The 19542-nt window shown below is 70.5% G+C and carries 15 protein-coding genes and 1 pseudogene; 7 read left to right on the top strand and 9 right to left on the bottom strand.

Annotated elements, in window-relative coordinates:
- Nucleotides 1-413: 413 nt before the first annotated feature.
- Nucleotides 414-1166 (bottom strand): ABC transporter permease, encoded by a 753-nt coding sequence (locus tag AHOG_RS05750; RefSeq protein WP_093940425.1) that lies wholly within the window; start codon nt 1164-1166, stop codon nt 414-416.
- On the bottom strand, nt 1163-2164 hold the full coding sequence (locus tag AHOG_RS05745; protein ID WP_093944190.1) for an ABC transporter ATP-binding protein: 1002 nt from the start codon (nt 2162-2164) through the stop codon (nt 1163-1165). Before AHOG_RS05745 ends, AHOG_RS05750 begins: the two co-directional genes overlap by 4 nt.
- 445 nt (nt 2165-2609) lie before the next feature.
- On the opposite strand from AHOG_RS05745, the gene AHOG_RS05735 reads away from it, so the two are divergent.
- Together AHOG_RS05735 and AHOG_RS05730 are read left to right on the top strand one after the other, a co-directional pair.
- The gene (locus AHOG_RS05735; protein WP_093940423.1) at nt 2610-3551 is read left to right on the top strand and encodes a phosphotransferase; all 942 of its coding nucleotides are present in this window, start codon (nt 2610-2612) and stop codon (nt 3549-3551) included.
- A gap of 218 nt (nt 3552-3769) precedes the next feature.
- Complete coding sequence (locus AHOG_RS05730; RefSeq protein ID WP_211290536.1) at nt 3770-4561, top strand: class I SAM-dependent methyltransferase; 792 nt, start codon at nt 3770-3772, stop codon at nt 4559-4561.
- A 796-nt stretch (nt 4562-5357) separates the two neighbouring features.
- Here AHOG_RS05730 and AHOG_RS05725 read toward each other — a convergent pair.
- Complete coding sequence (locus AHOG_RS05725) at nt 5358-5858, bottom strand: FBP domain-containing protein (protein WP_093944188.1); 501 nt, start codon at nt 5856-5858, stop codon at nt 5358-5360.
- A gap of 300 nt (nt 5859-6158) precedes the next feature.
- Nucleotides 6159-6302, bottom strand: a complete 144-nt coding sequence (locus tag AHOG_RS28335; RefSeq protein ID WP_157736664.1) for a hypothetical protein — start codon at nt 6300-6302, stop codon at nt 6159-6161.
- Between the two features lie 566 nt (nt 6303-6868).
- On the opposite strand from AHOG_RS28335, the gene AHOG_RS05720 reads away from it, so the two are divergent.
- A complete protein-coding gene (locus AHOG_RS05720) occupies nt 6869-8047 on the top strand; it encodes a glycoside hydrolase family 64 protein (RefSeq protein WP_093940422.1) in 1179 nt (392 codons plus the stop codon).
- Between the two features lie 199 nt (nt 8048-8246).
- Here the strand turns inward: AHOG_RS05720 and AHOG_RS28330 are convergent, their stop codons facing one another.
- The 4 genes and pseudogenes from AHOG_RS28330 to AHOG_RS30445 all read right to left on the bottom strand — a co-directional run.
- Nucleotides 8247-8420 (bottom strand): hypothetical protein, encoded by a 174-nt coding sequence (locus AHOG_RS28330; protein ID WP_157736663.1) that lies wholly within the window; start codon nt 8418-8420, stop codon nt 8247-8249.
- A 406-nt stretch (nt 8421-8826) separates the two neighbouring features.
- Nucleotides 8827-9264 carry a hypothetical protein gene (locus tag AHOG_RS28325; RefSeq protein ID WP_157736662.1) on the bottom strand — a complete coding sequence of 146 codons (438 nt, stop codon included), beginning with the start codon at nt 9262-9264 and terminating at the stop codon, nt 8827-8829.
- 38 nt (nt 9265-9302) lie between these two features.
- The gene (locus tag AHOG_RS29790) at nt 9303-10280 is read right to left on the bottom strand and encodes a polymorphic toxin-type HINT domain-containing protein (protein WP_245856578.1); all 978 of its coding nucleotides are present in this window, start codon (nt 10278-10280) and stop codon (nt 9303-9305) included.
- A 549-nt stretch (nt 10281-10829) separates the two neighbouring features.
- Nucleotides 10830-11060, bottom strand: a pseudogene (locus tag AHOG_RS30445) (RHS repeat-associated core domain-containing protein); the annotation flags it as partial.
- A 151-nt stretch (nt 11061-11211) separates the two neighbouring features.
- Here AHOG_RS30445 and AHOG_RS05710 point away from each other — a divergent pair.
- The 4 genes from AHOG_RS05710 (at nt 11212) to AHOG_RS05690 (ending at nt 18839) form a co-directional block, all read left to right on the top strand.
- Entirely contained in the window at nt 11212-12615 is a 1404-nt protein-coding gene (locus AHOG_RS05710; RefSeq protein ID WP_093940420.1) for an aminopeptidase P family protein, read from the top strand.
- Nucleotides 12616-13467: 852 nt separating this feature from the next.
- Nucleotides 13468-15459 carry a LamG-like jellyroll fold domain-containing protein gene (locus AHOG_RS05705; protein ID WP_093940419.1) on the top strand — a complete coding sequence of 664 codons (1992 nt, stop codon included), beginning with the start codon at nt 13468-13470 and terminating at the stop codon, nt 15457-15459.
- Between the two features lie 210 nt (nt 15460-15669).
- The gene (locus tag AHOG_RS05695; protein WP_093940417.1) at nt 15670-16239 is read left to right on the top strand and encodes a sugar O-acetyltransferase; all 570 of its coding nucleotides are present in this window, start codon (nt 15670-15672) and stop codon (nt 16237-16239) included.
- A 674-nt stretch (nt 16240-16913) separates the two neighbouring features.
- The gene (locus AHOG_RS05690) at nt 16914-18839 is read left to right on the top strand and encodes a M48 family metallopeptidase (RefSeq protein WP_157736661.1); all 1926 of its coding nucleotides are present in this window, start codon (nt 16914-16916) and stop codon (nt 18837-18839) included.
- Nucleotides 18840-18933: 94 nt separating this feature from the next.
- On the opposite strand, the gene AHOG_RS05685 is transcribed toward AHOG_RS05690, so the two are convergent.
- Nucleotides 18934-19518: a hypothetical protein gene (locus AHOG_RS05685; protein WP_157736660.1), complete on the bottom strand. Its 585-nt coding sequence runs from the start codon at nt 19516-19518 to the stop codon at nt 18934-18936.
- Nucleotides 19519-19542 lie beyond the last annotated feature (24 nt).

Raw genomic sequence — 19542 nt, 5'->3', positions numbered from 1 at the left:
GGCGGGCTCAGGCCGGGCCGTGCCGGCGGCCGACGGGCGGCCGACTCGTCGCCCGCGCGCGATGTCGACCTCGTCGACGGCTCCGGGGCTCGAAGCAGGCGACGCCGACGGCCGGCGGGTCGGCGGTCGAGGCACCCGAGCACCACCGAGCCGAGTTGGTTGAACTGACAATTAGTTTCGATCGAGACTGACACGATCGCGTCGACAAGATCATCTTAGTCGTCCGCAGGCCCGAGACCGCGCGCCCGCCGACGGACCACGGCGCTCTGCCCGGAGCGGCGTGGCACCGCCCCGGACAGACATCGCGGCCGCACAGACGTCGCCGCCGGACAGAGGGTCGCCGCCGGCCAGACATCACGGCCGGCCAGACTTCGCCGCTGAGCGACGTCACCGCCGGACAGACGCCGCCGCGATCAGGCCTGCCGCATCCCCCGCACACCGATGAGCAGGCCGACTGCGGCCACCGACACGGCCGCGAGGGCCCCCGCCCCGACCGTCGCGGAGAGGATCTCGCCGTCGAACAGGGCACGCTGCGCCTCGACGACATAGGACAACGGATTGAACGCGGCGACCGTCCGTAGCCAGCCGGGGCCGTCGTCCACCGGCAGCAGCATCCCGCCGAGCAGCATCAACGGGAACAACAACGTCTGCTGGACGGTCCAGAACATCCACTCCTGGTTCCGCGCGGCCAACGCGAGCGCGAACGACAGCGCCCCCAGCCCGACGCAGAACACCGCGAGGATCACCAGGCCCGCCACCACGCCGAGCGGGTCCGGCCGCAGACCCAGCGGCACCGCGACGATCAGGATGATCACGGCCTGCGCGACGACCGGCACGATCTCCTTCAACGACCGGCCGATGATCAGGGCAGGCCTGCGCAGCGGCGAGACGAGCAGGCGTTCATGCGACCCGGTCTGCATCTCGAACTGAAGGTTCGACCCCGTCGTCGACGTGCCGAACAGACAGGACATCACGATGACACCGGGGACGAACCACGCCAGTGCCGCCGTGTCGCCGCCGACGTCCGCAGGCAACAGCGGCATGAACAGCGCCAGGAAGAACAGCGGTTGCACGAGCGAGACCAGAATCGAGAACGGGCTGCGCAGCACCGGCCGCAGCTCACGGCTGAAGACGGTGACGACGTCACCGAGCAGCGAGGTCCTCATGCCACACCCGCCTGCCGTGCCGGGACGTCGGTCGCCTCGACGGACGAGCCGTCCTCCCGCAGGCTGCGTCCGGTCAGAGTGAGGAACACGTCGTCGAGCGTCGGCCGGGCGACCTCCACCGACGACACGCTCAACCCCGCCTCGTCCATGCCGCGCAACAGCAGCGGGGCCAGCCCCGTCCCGCCGACGGCCTCGACGATCAGCAGCGGACCGAGACACTCGACGCGTCCCCGACTCAACAGCCCCCTGGCCCGCGTCGCGGCCCGCTCGGCCGACGAGACGTCGGCGAACTCCAGGGTGATCCGGTCCCCGGCGTGCTCGCTCTTGAGCCGCGCGGGCGTGTCGTCGGCGATGACCCGGCCGTGGTCGATGACGACGATCCGATCCGCCAACTGATCGGCCTCCGCCAGATAGTGGGTGGTGAGCACGACGGTGGTGCCGTGCCGGGCCCGCAGGTCCAGGATGTGCTGCTGGAGATTCGCCCGGTTCTGCGGGTCCAGTCCGGTGGAGGGCTCGTCGAGGAACAGCAGCGCGGGCGAGTGGATCAGCCCCATGGCGATGTCCAGTCGTCTGCGTTGACCGCCGGAGAGCGTCGACACCACCCGGTCGGCCACGGCCGAGAGATCCAGCGAGTCGATCAGCTCGGCGGCGCGACGGCGGGCCGCCGGAATGGTCAGGCCGTAGGCCCGCCCCTGACTGATCAGCTCGTCCCGGCCCCACTGGCTGTGCGCGGCGCCGTTGCCCTGCCCGATGTAACCGATCCGACGACGCACCGCGCGAGGGTCGGCGACCACGTCGTACCCGGCCACCTCGGCGGCCCCGGACGTGGGCGGCAACAGGGAGGTGAGCATCCGCAACGTGGTCGACTTGCCCGCGCCGTTGGGCCCGAGCAGCGCCACCGTCTCCCCCGCCTCGATATGCAGATCGAGGCCTCGCACCGCCTCCACGGTCTGTTTGTCGACGGTGAAATGCCTGGTCAGGCCCCGTGTTCGGACCATCGTCCTGTTCATGCGGCCAGGTTAGGAACCATCGAGGTCAGATTCCGGCCTAAGTTCGCCCGCCCGCGCCGAATCGGTTCGGACCCGACCGGGTGGATCGCGCCACGGGTGACTCTCGGGCGGGGCCGGGGTCGCCGCGCCTGGGGTCGCTGAACCTCTCGGTGCTGTGTCCGGGGTTGCCGTGTCCGGGGTTGCCGTGTCCGGGGTTGCCGTGTCCGGGGTTGCCGTGTCCGGGGTTGCCGTGTGTCGGGTCGCCGTGTGTCCCGGGTGGCTGTGTTTCGGGTGGTCGCTTCTCGGACCGGTCGCGTCTCGACCCGGGCCGTTTCCTGCGGCCTGCGTCGCCCCGGCCGTCGAGTCGTCCGACACCATGAGACATCGGCCGTGCACCACCTGGCCGACGCCTTCGCCCCGGCCGCCCACCGAGCCAGAATCGGAGACCACACCGGTGTCTCGTCTCCCGCCGCGCACTTCCGGACGTCCGGCGACGGCGCATGAGCGCATCGCGATCTCGGCCTTCGACCGGCCGGAGCGGGCGACGCTGATCGCGGCGATCCGCGAGCGCTGTACCAGGCTGCTCGGCGCGCACGAGCTCGTCGCCGACCGGTCCATGTCCCACGGCGAGGCGGTCGTCGTCGAGCTGGCGATCGGCGACGGGACGCGGTGGATCGCCAAGAGCGTGCTGCGGCCGTCCCGCCACCGGAAGGAGTTGGCGGGTCTGCGGCGGCTGGCGCCGGTCCTCGGTGACCGCGCGCCTCGGCTCGTCCACCACGACGACGAGCCGGGTCTGATCGTGATGACGCGGGTACCGGGCGCGCCGATGCCCGACGATCCGGCGGAACATCGCGCCGACTCCTACGAGCAGGCGGGCAGCCTCGCCAGGCTGATGCACGAGAGCATGCCGCCGGTGACCGCGCCCGCCTACGCGGACGAACTCCTCGCGAGCCTCGATCGCTGGTCGCGGGCCGGGACCAGGGCGGGCCTGCTGAGCCGCGCCGACATCGACTTCGTCGCCGACCGGCTCGCCGAGCTGAGTCGACGGCCCGCGCCGCTGACGGTGCCCTGCCACCTGGACTACCAGCCGAGGAACTGGCTGGTCGACGACGCGGGACAGGTGCACGTCATCGACTTCGGGGCCGTCGGCCCGGACCGCTGGCTCCAGGACACCAGCCGGATGCGGCATCGCCAGTGGCGCGATCGTCCCGAGCTGGGCGCCGCGTTCCACCGGGGCTACGGCAGGCTGCCCACCGACGAGGAACTGCACGTCCAACGCTGTCGGGACGCCCACGGGGCGCTGACGACCATCGTGTGGGCGCACGAGCACGGCGATCCGGCCTTCGAGGCCGAGGGCCGGACGCTGCTCGACGCACTGCGGGCCGAGGGCGGCTGAGTGACCGCGCCGGGCCGGGTGTCCCGCCGCTCTCCGATTCCGGGGCTGGTGGTCGGCTCGACGGAGCCCGCCGCGACGTCGAGCCGCCGGGGGCCGTGCGGCTTCCCGTTCACACGGCGGAACGGCCCCGTGGCCTGTCCGATCTCCGGCCGGCGGCGGCCGATCGAGCCGCTCGACGGGGTCTGTCTGTACCGGGGAGCCGTTCCGGCGGCGTCCGCGTGCTTCAGCGCTCTGACACCATCGGCGCGGTGGACTACGACGCGCTGATCTCCGAAGGCCTGACCACGCCCTTCGAGGGATGGGACTTCGGAGCGTTAGCCGGACGACTGCCCGTCGGCGAGGAGGCACTGCCCTGGCGCTACGCGGACCTCGCGCGGGAACACCTCGCCGCGGCGGGATCGCTGCTCGACCTCGGGACCGGCGGCGGCGAACTCCTCACGTCACTGGGGCCGCTGCCCGCCCGCACCGCCGCCACCGAGGGCCATCCGCCGAACGTCCCGGTGGCCCGCCGCAGGCTCGCCCCGCTGGGCGTGATGGTCGCCGACGTCTCCAAGGGAGAGCCGGACACCCTGCCGTACCCCGACGCCTCGTTCGACCTCGTCCTGAGCAGACACGAGTCCTACGAGCCCGAGGAGGTGCGCCGTGTCCTGGTGCCGGGCGGCGTGTTCCTCACCCAGCAGGTCGGCGGCCGAGATCTGGCCGAGGTCAACGCGGCCCTGGGCGCAGGCCCGCACACGTACCGCGAGTGGTGCCTGGCCGCGGCCGAGGCGGAGCTGTCCGGCTCCGGATTCGAGATCACCCGACGCGGTGAGGCCGCCGTGCCCGGCACGATCGACGACGTCGGCGCGCTGGTGCTCTTTCTGCGCATCACGCCGTGGCACGTCCCGGACTTCGACGTCGTCCGCTACGACGACCGGTTGCGCGCCCTCCATGCGCGGCTGCGGCAGGGCCGCCCCCTACGGGTCCACTCGCACCGCTTCATGCTGACCGCCCGTACGCCGGCGGCCTGACGGGGCCGACGCACCGGCGGAGAAGGCGGTTCGGCGAGGGGTGGGATTCGGTACGGGAGGGTGCGCGACGAGGGAAGGCGGTTCAGCGGGGCAAGGCGGTTCGGCGGCCTGCCCGCGGCCGGCGGCGCCGGACTCGGCCAGGGGTCGGCACTACAGCGCATCGGCCATCGGCCGCCCGTTACCGGCAGCCGTCGGTGTCAACGGCACCGTCGCGGCTCCGCGCTGCTGCGACACCGTGCACACGCCGCGCCGCGGCCGAGCCACGACGTCGGACTCGCCTCCGTGCCGGCGCCGCCCGGGCCGGGTCAGCGTCGGAACGGACACCCCGTCAGCGGACCGCCCTCCCGAGGCGCGTACTCCAGGAACGAGTTCACCGCCCATCGAGTACCTCACCGGGACCCGGCATGGCGCCACGACGTCGATCGCGACGCCGGCCCGTCGCCGGCCCGCCCTCCTGCCCGAGTCTTCGGCTCCCGCCCGAGGGCAGTCCGACGTCCCGGGCTCGCAGCCTCGGAAGAAGCCGGCGCTGCCTGCCGACTATGGCGCCGCACCGGGGCGAGGCCGAGCCGCTGATCATCGCCGTCCAACCCGCCGATGGCGCGGTCACGCACCTGGCCCGCTGCCCGGCTACGAGTACTCCGACGTCGCTCCTGCCTCGGCTCTGGCGTTCCCTGGCCGGCGGGAACGACACCGCGGTCACGGTGTTCGACGCGGTGATGCTGCCGGAGCTGCTCGACCGCGGTCCGCCCGCCGCGACGCCCCACCGGGGCACGCAACCGCAGCCGGACGGAACCGCTCAGACGTCCTCGCGCAGCGCCTGGTCGACGAAGCTCTGGACATTGCCCATCATCCGCGTCACCCGCTCGTCCTCGGTGAGCGTCTCCCGGGTCTGGCGCATCTCCGGCTTCTTCTTGCCCCGCATGTACAGCGGACAGGCCAGCTCGGCACAGAGATAGGTGCCGACGGTGTTCCCCTGTCGGCCCGCCGCGCCTGCCCGGCGTGCCGAGAACAGCGCGATGTCGGTCAGGCTGTGCACGGTCGTGCAGAAGGCGCACACGTTGGACTTCAGGCCGCTGCGCCGACCGGGCGCGGCCCGCAGTGACAGCCCGATGATCTCGTCGTCTCGCGGCACCACGAGGTAGGCGCGTTCCCTGGCCCTGGCGTCCCGCCAGCCCAGGAAGTCCTGGACCTCCCAGGTGATCTCGTCGAATCTCGCGGGCAGCGCCAGCGACTTCGCCTCGCCTTTCGAGCAGTTCACGAAAGACTTCCTGATCTCGTCCTGCGAGAGGGGCCTCATCACCACGTCCTTGATCGCCGGCAGTGCTGTGGCGACCGTGCGTGTTCGGCGAACGGCCGCGAGCGGGACGAGGCGGGATGCCCCGTCCTGACGCTGCGGACCGTAGTCCGGCGGCTGGATCCGCGCCCACCGATTTTCCGCCGCCTGCTCGATCCAGTCTCGACTCGCGCCGAGACTGTGCCGGCCTGCGGCCCCGCGGGTTCGCGCCGACGAGCCGCCGGAGCCACGCACGGAAGCTCGCCGTCGAGCCGAAGCCGCCCGGTACGGCGATGCGGTACACCGAATGGTCCGTGGTCTCCATCACGTAGCGTGCTCGCCGAGGGTGAAGGCGGCGACGTTCAGCCGGTCCGGCGAGGTGGTGCCGATCTGCCCGTGAAGCACCGGAGGGTGTGGGCGGGCGCGCAACGCGGCCTTCCCCAGCGATGACGTCGACGGTGTGGGCACGGTTCACGTTCCCGGCAGGCCGGTGCGGAGATCCGCGGTGCGGCGGCGCGAAACCCGTCGAGCAGCCCGGCGGCGGGGACGAGCATCGACCGGCCGAGAAGCAGCCGTGAGAAAGAGGCCGCCGGGGGCGGGGGAACGACGCCGTCGCTGGTCAATCGACCGTCTTTGACCCGAACGGCCGCATCGCTCCACCGGACGGCCTATTGATCGCGGGCCATGAGAGCGTTCTCATAGGTGCGCCGACAGGTTCGATGCGGTTCCGTGATCGAGGAGAGATCATGACTTGATCAGCACTGGAGGCGACTTCGCGGCGAACCCCTCCCCTCGTCGCGCGGCGCACTCGAGACGTACGACGCCACCCGAGACACCCGCGCGTCAGTACGGGCGGACCCGCCGCCAGGACCGACCTGGCGGCGACGACCCCCGCCCCGGCGTGACCACCGCGCGAGACGCCTTGCCCACGAGCCCCGGCACGTCCCGCACAGCTCCCCCGCCCGCCGTACCCCTGACATCGGCGGGCGGGGAGACCCGGCCTTCGGAAGGGCCGGAGATCAGGAGAGATTCCCATGGCGACCAGGAGACTGTTCCTCGGCGGCCTCGCCGCGTCCGCGCTCGGCGGAATCGCCCTCGCCTCCGAACTGCGACCTCGCATCACCGACGAGCCCGCGGCGGGCGTGCGCAGACTCGCCGTCGACGCGCACACGCTGCCGCTCACGATCGTCAACAACACCGGCGAGTGGGACAACGCCTCGATCCACTTCTGCATCGTCGGCGTCGACCGGATCACCGGCAGGCAGTCCCGCATCACCCCGGAAGGCGCGATCGTCCCCGTCTCCCTCGACGACAACGGCCCGGACGGCTATGCCGACTACTCGATTCCGTTGCAGAGCAGCGGAAACACGACGATCAACCTCTCCAGCATGTCCGGCCGCGTGTACTTCTCCCTCGGCGAGAAGCTGAAGTTCCGCGTCAACCCCGGCGACGCGCTCGCCTACCCGGCGGGCTGGGTGTCGACGGATCCGAACTACCAGGTCATGCACGACTGCATGGAGTTCACCTTCGACGACACCGGCATGTACTGCAACACCACCATGGTGGACATGTTCAGCGTCCCGCTGGAGATTCGACTCACCGGCGAGCAGTCCCAGACCACCGGCACGCTCGTCGACGGCGGCCGGGCCGGAATCTTCGCAGGCGTCGGCCAGAATCCGGACTTCGCGCGGCTCGTGGTCGACGACCTCCGAGTGATCGCGCCGGGACACGGCATCAACTCGGGCCTGTTCGACGCGAACTACTTCGACCCCTACATCGACCAGGTGTGGAGCAGGTACACCTCGGAGAACCTCACCGTCAACGCCAACAACCGCACCTTCACCGGCCGGGTCGACGGCGACGTGTTCGAATTCGACGGCGGCGTCACGGGCTTCCGCAGGCCGACCACCTCGGACGTGCTGTTCTGCAACGGAGCGCTCGACGCCCCCAACGACGGCGTGACCGGCCCGGTGGCCGCGGTACTCGGCTCCGGACTCAACCGCTCCACCCTGCACGACGACCCGGTGGCCCCCAGCACCGATCCGACGACCTTCTACCGCACCCCCGTGTCCAACCACTACTCCCGCGTGCTCCACGAGAACGCCGTCGACGGCCGGTCCTACGGCTTCCCGTTCGACGACGTCGCCGAGTTCGCCTCCTACATCCAGGACCACGCCCCGACCGGCATCACCGTGACGCTGACGCCGTTCTGAGTCTGCATTCCAGCCGGCTGACGGTGCTCCGTCTGGGGAGCCGCATGCTTCCCGGGCGGGGCCGCCCGGCGGAACCCGACCCCTGTTCATACCGGGCACATCATCAACCCGTCGAATCTCTCGCGAACCGGATGCATGCCTGGACTGCCTCGCCGAACGAGTGTGTCGCATGACGTGGTTGATAACACCTTGAATCTCATCACTTCTCATGCTCAATTTTAAGAAGGATTGTTCTTCCTCCACCTACCCATCCCAATACTTCGGACGATGACGAGCGAGCATTCATCCCATCCTTTTCTTGTCCGACAATACCGGCTGATTCCGAAATCATACCGCCGACTATCCCGGCTCCGGAGATCTTGAAGGCATCCACGGACACGATCAGCGCGACGGCCGAGCACCCCTTCTGGGGTCGCCGACCTCAACGCCTGGATCAATGCCGAGGACCTCAAGTCGGGCCACCGCTTAGAGGCAGCCGACCACCGGGACGCCTCGATCCCCGCCGTCGAGGCCTACGCCGCGCCGAGACAGGTACACAACCTCACCGTCGACCGGCTGGGCACGTACTATGCGCTGACAGGCGAGCCAATCCTTGCGCACAACAGTGGCTCATCGCCTCCGGTCGTGACGGTGATGTCGATTAGATGCTTGACGCCGTTGCCGATGACCCTGGTCGTTGCCAGCTGGACACTGGTCTCCCCCACCGTTCAAGGCTCGATCCTCTTACCATCGATTGGATTACTGATCGCGACCCTAAGGTGTATCCGCATAGGACAAATTCAACTGACGAAAGACGGCTTCAGCCACACTTCGACTAGCTCCCTGTTCTCAATCGCTAGCATCACACCCGTCGCCACCTCGACATATCGGGTTGAAGCACCGGCGATACCACCGAAACAGAAGACATTTTCTTTCGAATCGAATCTGGCGCGCCATTCATCCGCCTCAACAGGAATCGAAACCCCGGGAACCGGGTCGTCCGCCTCAACGAACACCACTCCAGGCGAGCCGAGAGGGAACTGCAATTCCTCGCGATCCCATCCCTCCATCGGGAAGTACCCAGATACGTAAAGGACACGTCTGGATTCGATACCGAAGACGACCATCAGCGTATCGGCGTTGAAACTTGTCATACCTTCAGAACCAGCAAGGCCCAAGACCCACGACTTGTCCGAAGGTGCGAATCGGAATCCATACTCCGAGAATTCGTACACCATCTCACCTTCGATACGATCTCCTTCCTCAACTCGGAACGTCACTTCTTCCTCCCATTAAAATTATAGTGGTAGATCATATTCGTTTCAGCATTGATAACAAGCTCCCACGTGCCTTCCCTGCCTCGATACTGGCCCGGAGTATCCCATCTCACCGTATTCTTCGTTCCTCTAGGGTCCATAACCGGATCGCTTCCATCCATCACTGCGTCGAGGACTGTTCGATAATCCATGAAAGACCGCTCTCGCTCTCCTTTCCATCGTCCGCGCGGAGCGATATCCCAAAGATGTTCTTCAACCCTGTGGGACATTGTAAGGTTGTCCCTGTCGATCAGATCGACGAGGCGAGAGACTTCACAGCTATCATTCGTGTTGTGGACAAGCACTGGCGCAGTGCCAGCAGCCACATAGTACGTACCCAGTCGGTCGACGGTGAGGTTGTGTACCTGTCTCGGCGCGGCGTAGGCCTCGATGGCGGTGACCGAGGCATCCCGGTGGTCAGCGGTCTCGAAGCGGTGGCCCGGCTCCAAGTCCTCGGCGTCGACCCAGGCGTTCAGGTCCGCGACCCAGAAGGGATGCTCCGCCGTCGCGGTGATCGTGTCCGAGCCGCCGTCCTCGGTGACGACGGTGATGTCGACCAGATGCTTGACGCCATCGCCGACGATCGTCGCCGTCACCGGCTGGACACCGGTCTCCCCCGTCGTCGGGTCCGTCGCCAGGACCTCGTCACCGACCTCGACTTCCTCGATCGGCTTCGTCGACCCGTCCGCCATCAGCACCTCGGTACCCGCAGCGAAGCTGTTCGACGTATCGCACGAACCCGCAGGTCCGACCAGGTTCGCCGGATCCGTGTAGGACACCTCCGACGGCGCCTCATCATGCAGCGAGATGTTCGTGACCACCGGGCCCGAGGAGTCCAGCAGATCCTGATGCAACCGGCTGTACGAGTCGGCGACATCCTGAACCAGGTCCAGCAGATCCCCGATCGAGTTCGCAGGCAACGACGGAGACGTCGACACCGGAGCACCCGGACCGTCACCGAACCAGGGGTCGTCCCACCCGTCCGGCATCGGACTCGGATTCTCGATCGCGTCGTCCCGGTTCTCCTCCCGAGCCCTGATCGCCGGGTCCGGCGGCGGAGGCGGCGCGATATAGCCGCCCCCACCGATCCCGCCACCGGGGCCGTACCACCAGGACGAACCGCCCGCGCCCGGACCGCCCCAGCCGCCGCCACCGCCCCGACCAGGGCCACTCCGGCGTCCACCACCCGCCGGAGGACCACCCTGCCCGAACCCGGAATGGGAGTTGCAGTCGGTCCAACAGAATCGGTTGTCCTGCCGACCCCGTGCTCGGGCGTGGCTCCTGGCCCGCGAAAGCTGATCGGCGAGGCCTTCGACGAACCCGCCGAGTTGGCTGAACGCCCCACTGCGACATCGGTGATTCGCGGCGCAGGCCCCGACGGCTCGACCGCCCCTCGCAGCTGCTCGCCCGATCAGACGACCGCCGACCGCGATCCCGCGCACGACCGCGATGCCCACCGGGATGAACCACACCGCGTGCCCGTCCGGATCGACGAAGTTCGTCGGTGCCCCGGCCCCGTAGGTATACCGGTTCGTCAGGATCGACGGGCTCATGGGGAGATCGATGTCGTCCCGAGAGAGGAACGACGCGCTGGCGGGGTCGTACCAGCGGGCGCCCGTGTTGGTCATGCCGGTGTCGGGGTCGGTCCAATACTCAGATCGGAGCGAACCGCCGGACTCCCGGACTTCCGGACCGCAGACCCCCGAACTCCCGAACAACCCCTGCCCTCACGGCGACGCACGAACACAGACACGAGACTCCGCCCCGCACCCGGTCGGACAGACTGGTGGCCGCGAAGGCCCGTCGACGCCGGGACGACGGGCGGCGGGCACCACGGAGTACCGGTATCGCAGGGCAGAAAGGTGGATCATGGCGCGGAAGCGAGTGCGTTTGAGCGAGGCGGCGGGGTTCCTCGGCGACATCAGGACGGGCTGGTCGAGCACGCCCACCCGACCCGAGCTGCCCGCGGGCACCGCGGCGGCGTCGGCCGAGCATCGGCGGCGGCTGGTCGAGGAGCTGCCGGGCAGGCGCCTGGCGCTGGCGGCGGGCCGGGCCCCGATGCGGGCCAACGACACCTACCACGAGTTCCGGCCGGACAGCGACTTCGTCTGGCTGACCGGCTGCGACGCCGAGGGCGCGGTGCTGGTGATCACCCCGACCGCCGACGGCCACGACGCGGTCCTCTACCTGAACGAACCCGCCGGTCCGGAGACGACCGACTTCTTCGCCGACCCGCACCACGGTGCGTTGTGGAACGGTCCGCAGCCCGGTCTCGCCGAGTGGAGCGAGGCATTGGGCCTGACGTGTCTGCCGCTGGACCGCCTGGCGAGCGCGCTGCGCGGTATGAGCCCGCCCACCCTCGTCGCCACCGGCGTCGATCCGCTGCTCGACGCCCTCGCCGACGGACGCGGCGGCGGTGAACTGCGCCGGGCCTGCTCGGAGCTGCGGCGCATCAAGGACGACTGGGAGATCGGACAGCTTCGCGGGGCCGTGGACGCCACCATCGCCGCATTCGGCGACGTGGCCGCCGAGCTGCCCAGGGCGATCGAGGGCGGCGGCGAACGCTGGCTGCAGGGCACCTTCGACCGCAGCGCCCGCAGCGCGGGCAACGGGCCGGGCTACGGCACCATCGTCGCCTCCGGTCCGCACGCCCCGGTGCTGCACTGGGTGCGCTGCGACGGCGTGGTCCGGCCGGACCACCTGGTGCTGGTGGACGCGGGCGTGGAGATGCGCTCCTGCTACACCGCCGACGTGACCAGGACCTTCCCGGCGGGCGGTCGCTTCACCGACGCGCAGCGCAGGGTGTACGACCTGGTCGTGGCCGCGCACCTGGCCGCGATCGAGGAGGTTCGGCCGGGGCGGGACTACCTGGCCTTCCACGACACCGCGCTGCGGGTGCTCGCCGAGGGCCTGCACGACTGGGGTCTGCTCTCGGTGTCGGTCGACGAGGCCATGGACCCGGCCGGGCAGCAGCACCGACGCTTCATCGTCTGCGGCATCGGGCACTACCTGGGCATCGACGTCCACGACTCGCCCAACGCGCGGCCGTCGGCCTACCACGACGGCACGCTGGCGGAACGCATGGTGCTCACCGTCGAGCCCGGTCTGTACTTCCACCCCGACGACACCTCCGTGCCGCCGGAGCTGCGCGGCATCGGGGTGCGGGTCGAGGACGACCTGCTGGTCACCGCAGGCGCCCCCGAGAACCTCTCGGCCGAACTGCCGGTTCACGCCGCCGACGTCGAACGGTGGGTGCTGGACCACCAGAGCTGAGAACGCGACGGCACGGCCTGCGAGTCCGGGCTCGCAGGCCGCCTGGTCGGTGTCGATCGGCATCGCGCTGCTGGGTGGGGGCACCGCGCTCGGCCTCATCGCGGGCTATCCGCGGATCCCGGCGTGACCGGTCTGGGCGGCCGTCGTGGGCAACGTGCTCTCCGGGGCGGCGATCCTGCCGCTCACGGTCGCGGGCCTGCTGCCGCTCGCCGCGCTCGGGCGTGGTCGCCGTCATGCTCGTCGGCGCGGGCTGGGTGCTGGGCTTCGCCGCCCTGGAGTATCTCGGGCTGCGGCAGCGGAGCAGACCGCGGGCGCGTGACGGGGTCGGGTGCGCCCCGGCCGGGGTGGCCAACCGGCTGTGCTCCGCGGACTTCGCCGGGGAGTCGCCCGCCCGCGCTCCGTCTTGGGGGCAGGTCGGGTCCGCGGCAGGAAGCGCCGTTCCCGTCGTCGCCGTCCCTTCGTCGTCGCCGTCCGCACACCGTCGGGTACGGACGCGGAGCCGGGGGCGGACAACCGGTCGGCAGCACGGAACGTCCGCAAGCGGAACGTCCTCAGTGGCCGGTCCGCGGTGGGACGGCCACGCCGGTGGGGTGCGCGGCGGTGCTCTCCCCGTTCGGGCCATCGCCGTATCGGTGACCGGTGTCGTCCGGGCCGCGCTTCCGAGACGTCGGCCGGGCGCGGGCGGGCAGACGGGCAGAGCAGGCAGGCGACGACCGAGTCCGCCGACGTCTCGGGCGGCGCCGTGCGCGGGACACTTCCGGCCGCGGGCATGCGGTGTTCGACGACAGGCCACCTCCACGCCACCCGGCCGAGGCAGAGTCCCGTGCGCTCGCTCGACGCTGGGAGACGGACATGAACGACCCGCAGGACACCGCAGGCCTCGGCCCCGCCGCCCCACCAGGCGACGCCGAGCGCGCCGGACACGGCCGCTCCGCCGCCGAAGAGACGGCGGACCGGCCCGGTCTCGGCCGTCGATCACTGCTTCAGGCCGCGGTGGCCGTCCCGGTCGCGGGCGCGGTCGTCGGGCTTCCCGCAGGCGCCCGACCCGCCGCGCACGCCCAGGACGACAGCGGTCCGGACGTCGCCACCGCACGCCGCGACTCCGACGACGAGAACCCGCGCTTCCGGATCGCGGTCATGCCCGACACCCAGTATCTCTTCGACGAGGACCGCTCCGATCCGAAGCCGGTGCGCGAGGCCTTCCGGTATCTGGTGAAGCGCAGGCGTGAGGACGACATCGTGTTCCTCGCTCATCTCGGCGACGTCACCGAGCACGGCAGCGAACACGAGATCGACCTGGCCGATCGGGCCTTCCGCGAGTTGGACCGAAAACTGCCCTACAGCGTGCTGGCGGGGAACCACGACGTGGACGGCGGCACCGACGACCAGCGCGGCGACACGCCCTACCTCCAGGCGTTCGGCCCGCACCGATTCCGCCGGACGTCGACCTTCCTCGGGGCCTCTCCCGACGGCTACAACGGCGCGCACGTGCTGCGGGCGGGCGGCCGGGACTGGCTGATCCTCGCGTTGGACTGGCGGGTCTCGGACGCGGGGCTGTCCTGGGCTCGCACCGTGTTGGCCGAGCATCCGACCCTGCCCACGATCCTCACCACGCACGACCTCGCCTCGGCGGGTGCGGACGGCGTCGCGCGGCTCTCCGACCACGGCTCCCGGCTGTGGGACGGGCTGATCCGCGGCCACGATCAGGTGTTCCTCACCCTCAGCGGGCACTACTGGCCGTCGGGTCGGACGGTGCTGCGCAACGACGCGGGCAACGACGTGCACGTCCACATCGCGAACTATCAGGACGTCTACTACGGCGGAGCCGGCCTGCTGCGGCTCTACACCTTCGACCTGGCCCGCGACACCATCGACGTCGAGACGTTCTCGCCGTGGTTGCGCGGCATCGACGCCGATCGGCGCACCCCGTTGGAGGCCGAGACCGTCGAGCGCACCGGCGAGGTCGACCGCTTCAGCCTGTCCGTCGACTTCGAGGCGCGGTTCGCGGGCTTCGCGCCGACGCCGCGACCCGAGCCCAGGCCCGCGGACGCCGTGATGTCCCGGAGCACCGTCGCGTACTGGCGGTTCGACGGGGCGGGCCTGGCGGGCGCGGACGCGGCGGCGGACGGCGATCCGGTCGCGGGCGACGCCGTGGCCCGTGATCTCACCGGCAACGGCAACGATCTGGTGGCCACGCGGCTGCACGACGGTCCCGCCGAGGTCCTGCGCTTCTCCGACGAGCACCATCCGAACCAGCCCGCGCACGCGAGCCTGCGCTTCGACGGCGGGAAGAACCCGGATCGCGGGGCGGTGCTGCGGGCCGTCGCGGACGCGCCGATCAACGGGATGACCTTCGAGTCCGGCTACACCATCGAGCTCTTCGCGCGGCTGCCCGACCCGTTCGAGGGCGATCACGCCTTCATGGGCCTGTTGAGCTGGGAGGGTCGCGCCGGGGACGCGGGAAAGACCAGCGGCTGGTCTCAGGACGAGCCGACGTGCAGCCTGAACCTGTCGGGTGAGCGCTTCCTCCAGTACGTCGTCTACCCGACCGACCGGGACGCCGATCCGACCTCGTGGAGCCATGCCCTTCCGATCGGGCGGTGGATGCATCTCGCCGTCGTCAACGACGGACGGCAGACGGTCGTGTACGTGGACGGCTCGCGGATCGCCCGCAATCCCACCCAGCGGTCCAAGGGCATCGCCACGCTGGGGAAGCCGTTCGCGATCGGCGGCACCCAGTTCGCCGAGCGGTACGGCCACGGCTTCTACGGGTGGATCGGCGACGTCCGCATCTCCTCGCGTGCCCTGCGCACCACGGAATTCCTCACCGCCGACGATCGGTGACGGGTGCGCCCGCCGGGTTCACGGCGACCCGGCGGGCGATGCCCCGGACGTCCGGTCTCGGGGCTCGCGCACCGGTGCACCGCCGCCGTGCTCGGCCCGGCGGCGCCGTGGCGTCTCCCGCCCCGCTGGTCACGGGCGGTGTCCGACGGGCGAGCGATCGGTGTTCGTCGGCCATGCCGTCGACGCCCGCCGCTGCCTAAGCTGAGCGACATGGCTGACTCCTCGGACACCCGCTCGAACAGGGAGCGCATGGCGGCGGGCGATCCGTACGTCTTCGATGACGAGCTGGCGGCGTTGAGCGCCCGTGCGAGCAGCCTGACGGCACGCTACGGCGAGATCGCCCCGCACGATCCCGTCGCGGGACACCGGGTCCTCGTCGAACTGCTCGGCGCGATCGGCGCGGAGACGGCGATCCGGGCACCGCTGTACTGCGATTACGGCTTCAATCTCCGCTTCGGAGCCCGCGCCTTCGCGAATTTCGGGCTCGTCGCCTTGGACGTCGCCGCGATCACCATCGGCGACGACGTCCAGATCGGTCCGAACGTGCAGCTCCTCACGCCGACGCACCCGATCGATCCGGAGCCGCGCAGGCGCAAGGTCGAGTCCGCCGAACCGATCACCATCGGCGACAACGTGTGGCTCGGCGGCGGCGTGATCGTGCTGGCCGGGGTGACGATCGGCGAGAACACCGTGGTCGGTGCGGGGGCGGTCGTCACGAAGGATCTGCCCGCGAACGTCGTCGCGGTCGGCAATCCGGCCAAGGTGGTCCGCCCGCTGTGAACCGGGCCGTCGCCTCGCTCGACCGAGGCCGTCGGCCGTACCTCCACGCCGCGCGACGGCACCGAGTGGACGGCCTGCCTCGACAGGCGGGGCGGAACAGGGCGCGATCGGCGCTCTGATCGACACTCCTCGTCGTGCTGCCCCCGCGACTGCTCGGCCACGTCGCGTTCGGACGTCGAGGCGGGCCGCGGGATTCGAGGCGTCGCCGAGCAGCCGAGGGGTCAAGCCCGGTCGCCGCAGGCGCACGGTCGTCCTCAACACACGGTCGTCCTCAACACACGGTCGTGCCGACCGCTCGGTCGTCACCGGTACGCGACGGCCACAGGACGCACGGCCGACGAGGCCCGCGGCGGGACCGGCAGGGTCGGAAAGCCTGCCACGAGACCCTACGGCCGTCTCACACAATTGTGCCGTACATGTGTATGAGTCATGTGTATCATCCTCGCGGATCGGCGTTCGTCGTCGAAGACGCCGGGGGGCGTCCCGCCGATTGCTCCGTGCAGGGCATCACCGCCCGCATCGCGGTGCCACAGAGGCGGTGTCACCGCGCCGCGCCGTGTCCGTCCGTCCCAGGCGGCCTCGGTCGTGCCAGGCCACGGGTTTCTCCGCCCGTCGGCGCGCACCCGACCGCCCGGGCGACGTCGCACTTCATCATTCTTCTTGAGGAGGCCGAGATGCGTGGTTCCGTACGCGCGTTCCTCGCCGTGCTGTTACTGGGCCTGTTTCCCGTCTTCGTCGTCGCACTCGGCGTGGTCGGCGTCGTCGCGGGCATCGTCGCAGGCGGGCGCGGCGGGATCTACCTGGCGATCGTGAGCTTCGGCCTGATGGTCGCGCTGGGCTTCGCCCTGTTCCAGGCGTTGCGGACCCGGCTGGAGCCGCCGAGGGGCCCGAAGCTCACGCGGCAGGAGCAGCCCGCGCTGTGGCAGCTGGTCGACGAGCTGGCCGCGCGGGCCCAGACCCGACCCCCGGACGAGATCACCCTGGTCCCGGAGATCAACGCCGCCGTCCGGGAGGACGCGGGCGGTCTCGGCCTGCGGGCGGGCAGGCGCTACATGATGATCGGCCTGCCGTTGCTGGCCGGGTTGAACGTCTCGGAGCTGCGTTCGGTGCTCGCCCACGAGCTCGGCCATTACGGCGGCGGACACACCAGGATGCTCGCCATCAGCTACCGCGGCGCCGAGACGCTGAGCCGCACACTGTCCCGACTCGACTCCGGCCCCGCCCGCTGGGTGCTGAACGTCTACGCGGGCCTGTACCGGGTGATCTCGCAATCGGCCCGCCGTACTCAGGAACTCCAGGCCGACGCCTACTCGGTGGCCGCGGCCGGACAGCGGACGGCGATCGACGCCCTGCGCAAGATCGCGACGATGGACCTGTTCTGGCAGAGGTACGGCGATCTGTTCCTCGAATTGGCGAGCCGCGCCAAGCGCACCCCGGACATCCTGCTCGGCTTCCGTCACTACCTGGACCATCCCGCCCAGCAGCGGACGATGGCCGAGGTGGAGCCGCGGATCCTGGACGCCGAGCCGAGTTCGCTGTTCGACAGCCACCCGACGATCCGCAGGCGGATCGCGGCGATCCAGGCGCTGCCGGACAATCCGGCGCCGCCCGACACCCGGCCCGCCTGGTCGATCATCCTGGACCCGGCGCGGGTGCTGCCCGCCGCCGAGGCCGCGCTGTACATCAAGGGAGATCTCGGGCCCCGGTCGAGCTGGGCGGACGTCGTCCGAGCCGGGGCGGCGGAGGCGACCATGGGCAACGCCGTGGCGCTCGCGCAGGCGGCCAGGGACTCCGGCGCCGCGCCCTCGGGCACGCTCGGCGAGATCCTTCAGGCGGTCGGGCGCGGTGAGACGCCCCGAGTGCTCGGGCCGCTGCTGCGGGACGACGTCGACGTGAACCAGGCAGGCGAGGCCGTGCAGCGGGCGATGACCGACCTGCTCGGCGACGTCGTGGTCGCGGCGCTGATCAGCCAGGGCCGGGCCCGCCACGAACTGGACTGGGGCAGGCCGTACCGGATCATCGGTCCGGCGGGCGAGCTGTCCAAGGCGGACCTCATCGGTCCGGCCGTCGCCAATCCCGCCCTGGTCCCGCAGCTCATGGGCATGCTGAACCAGCTGGGCGTGCCGCTGGACTTCGTTCGCGACCCGGACCCCGCCGAGGTCGCCAGGCAGGCGCAGGCGAACGGGCGACCGCAGCTGTCGGGCGTGGCCCCTGCCGTGACGGCCTTCAAGGCGAACTGGGACGCCTTCATCACGAACGCCGGCCTGCTGCTGATCCCGTTGAAGACCGGTGCGCTGGCCGGCCAGAACCTCGCCGGGGCGATGGGACAGGCGGGGCAGGCGCAGCGCAAGCGCATCACCGAGTTGCTGGCGAACGGACCGGACGGCCTGTTCGGCAGGCCGGACGCGCGGTGGGTTCTCGCCCAGCACATCGTGGGCGGCGACCGGAAGAAGTTCATGACCGGCGGCGGCAAGCTCGTGCTTCAGTTCGCCGACGGTACGAAGACCGACGTCCGAACCGAGGTCGACGAGGTGTACGAGGTGCTGACGGAGTTCCAGGACTCGCTGCCGCAGCAGGCCCGGCAGCCCGTCCCGCGCTGAGCCGAGGCCGGTCCCGCCACCCGAGGTCGGTCGCGCCACCCGAGGTCGGTCGTGGACGAGGAGCACACCGGCGTCGGGGCGGGCGCCGAGCGGGCTAGCCGGTGAGACCGAGTTCGGCGAGCGACCCGGCGGACAGGGTGATCTCGCCGTCCTCGCGGATCAGCGCGCCCGAGTCGTCGATGCGTCGATACCCCTGCGTCGTGTTGACCAGGGCGTGGTGCCCGTCGTCGAATGCGGTCAGCAGCAGGACGTACTCCTGCCCTGTCACGAGGTCGGCGGACATCGGGGTGCCATTGTCCGGCGGCAGGTACGCCACCGACACCACCTCGTCGGCGGCGGGCCTGCCCCCGACGGCGGCGCGCACGACGACCTCGGCCACCCGCTCGTCGACGCCGTCCCGGGTCAGGGCGCAACTCGTCTCGACACGGCCGCGCACGATGACCTGGGCCGCCGCCTCCAGCTCCTCGGTCGTCGGGTAGTACGGCTCGTCGGCGGCGACGAGCGCGATCCGCGAGGCCGCGTCCGCAGTGGACGTGGCGACCCCGGTGGTCGCAGTGGACGCGGCGACCGCGGCCGGAGCACAGGCGTCGAGCTCCGGGCCGCCGCAGGCGACGAGAAGACCGGCGCAGGTCGTGATCAGGAATGCGGCCGCGAGTCGGGCACCCGGTCGCCTCGGCACGCCGTCCCGGCGGATCGGGGGCGT

It is taken from the genome of Actinoalloteichus hoggarensis (assembly GCF_002234535.1).
Taxonomy (GTDB): Bacteria; Actinomycetota; Actinomycetes; order Mycobacteriales; family Pseudonocardiaceae; genus Actinoalloteichus_A; species Actinoalloteichus_A hoggarensis.
The sequence above is the reverse complement of the archived record's forward strand: the minus strand, read 5'-3'. Positions and strand labels throughout refer to the sequence as shown.

Excerpts from the sequence above, each read along its gene's own strand:
- AHOG_RS05750 (WP_093940425.1), bottom strand. The coding sequence starts at position 1,166 with ATGAGGACCTCGCTGCTCGGTGACGTCGTCACCGTCTTCAGCCGTGAG.
- AHOG_RS05745 (WP_093944190.1), bottom strand. The coding sequence starts at position 2,164 with ATGGTCCGAACACGGGGCCTGACCAGGCATTTCACCGTCGACAAACAG.
- AHOG_RS05725 (WP_093944188.1), bottom strand. The coding sequence starts at position 5,858 with ATGAGGCCCCTCTCGCAGGACGAGATCAGGAAGTCTTTCGTGAACTGC.
- AHOG_RS05720 (WP_093940422.1), top strand. The coding sequence starts at position 6,869 with ATGGCGACCAGGAGACTGTTCCTCGGCGGCCTCGCCGCGTCCGCGCTC.
- AHOG_RS28325 (WP_157736662.1), bottom strand. The coding sequence starts at position 9,264 with ATGGTGTACGAATTCTCGGAGTATGGATTCCGATTCGCACCTTCGGAC.
- AHOG_RS05710 (WP_093940420.1), top strand. The coding sequence starts at position 11,212 with ATGGCGCGGAAGCGAGTGCGTTTGAGCGAGGCGGCGGGGTTCCTCGGC.
- AHOG_RS05705 (WP_093940419.1), top strand. The coding sequence starts at position 13,468 with ATGAACGACCCGCAGGACACCGCAGGCCTCGGCCCCGCCGCCCCACCA.
- AHOG_RS05695 (WP_093940417.1), top strand. The coding sequence starts at position 15,670 with ATGGCTGACTCCTCGGACACCCGCTCGAACAGGGAGCGCATGGCGGCG.
- AHOG_RS05690 (WP_157736661.1), top strand. The coding sequence starts at position 16,914 with ATGCGTGGTTCCGTACGCGCGTTCCTCGCCGTGCTGTTACTGGGCCTG.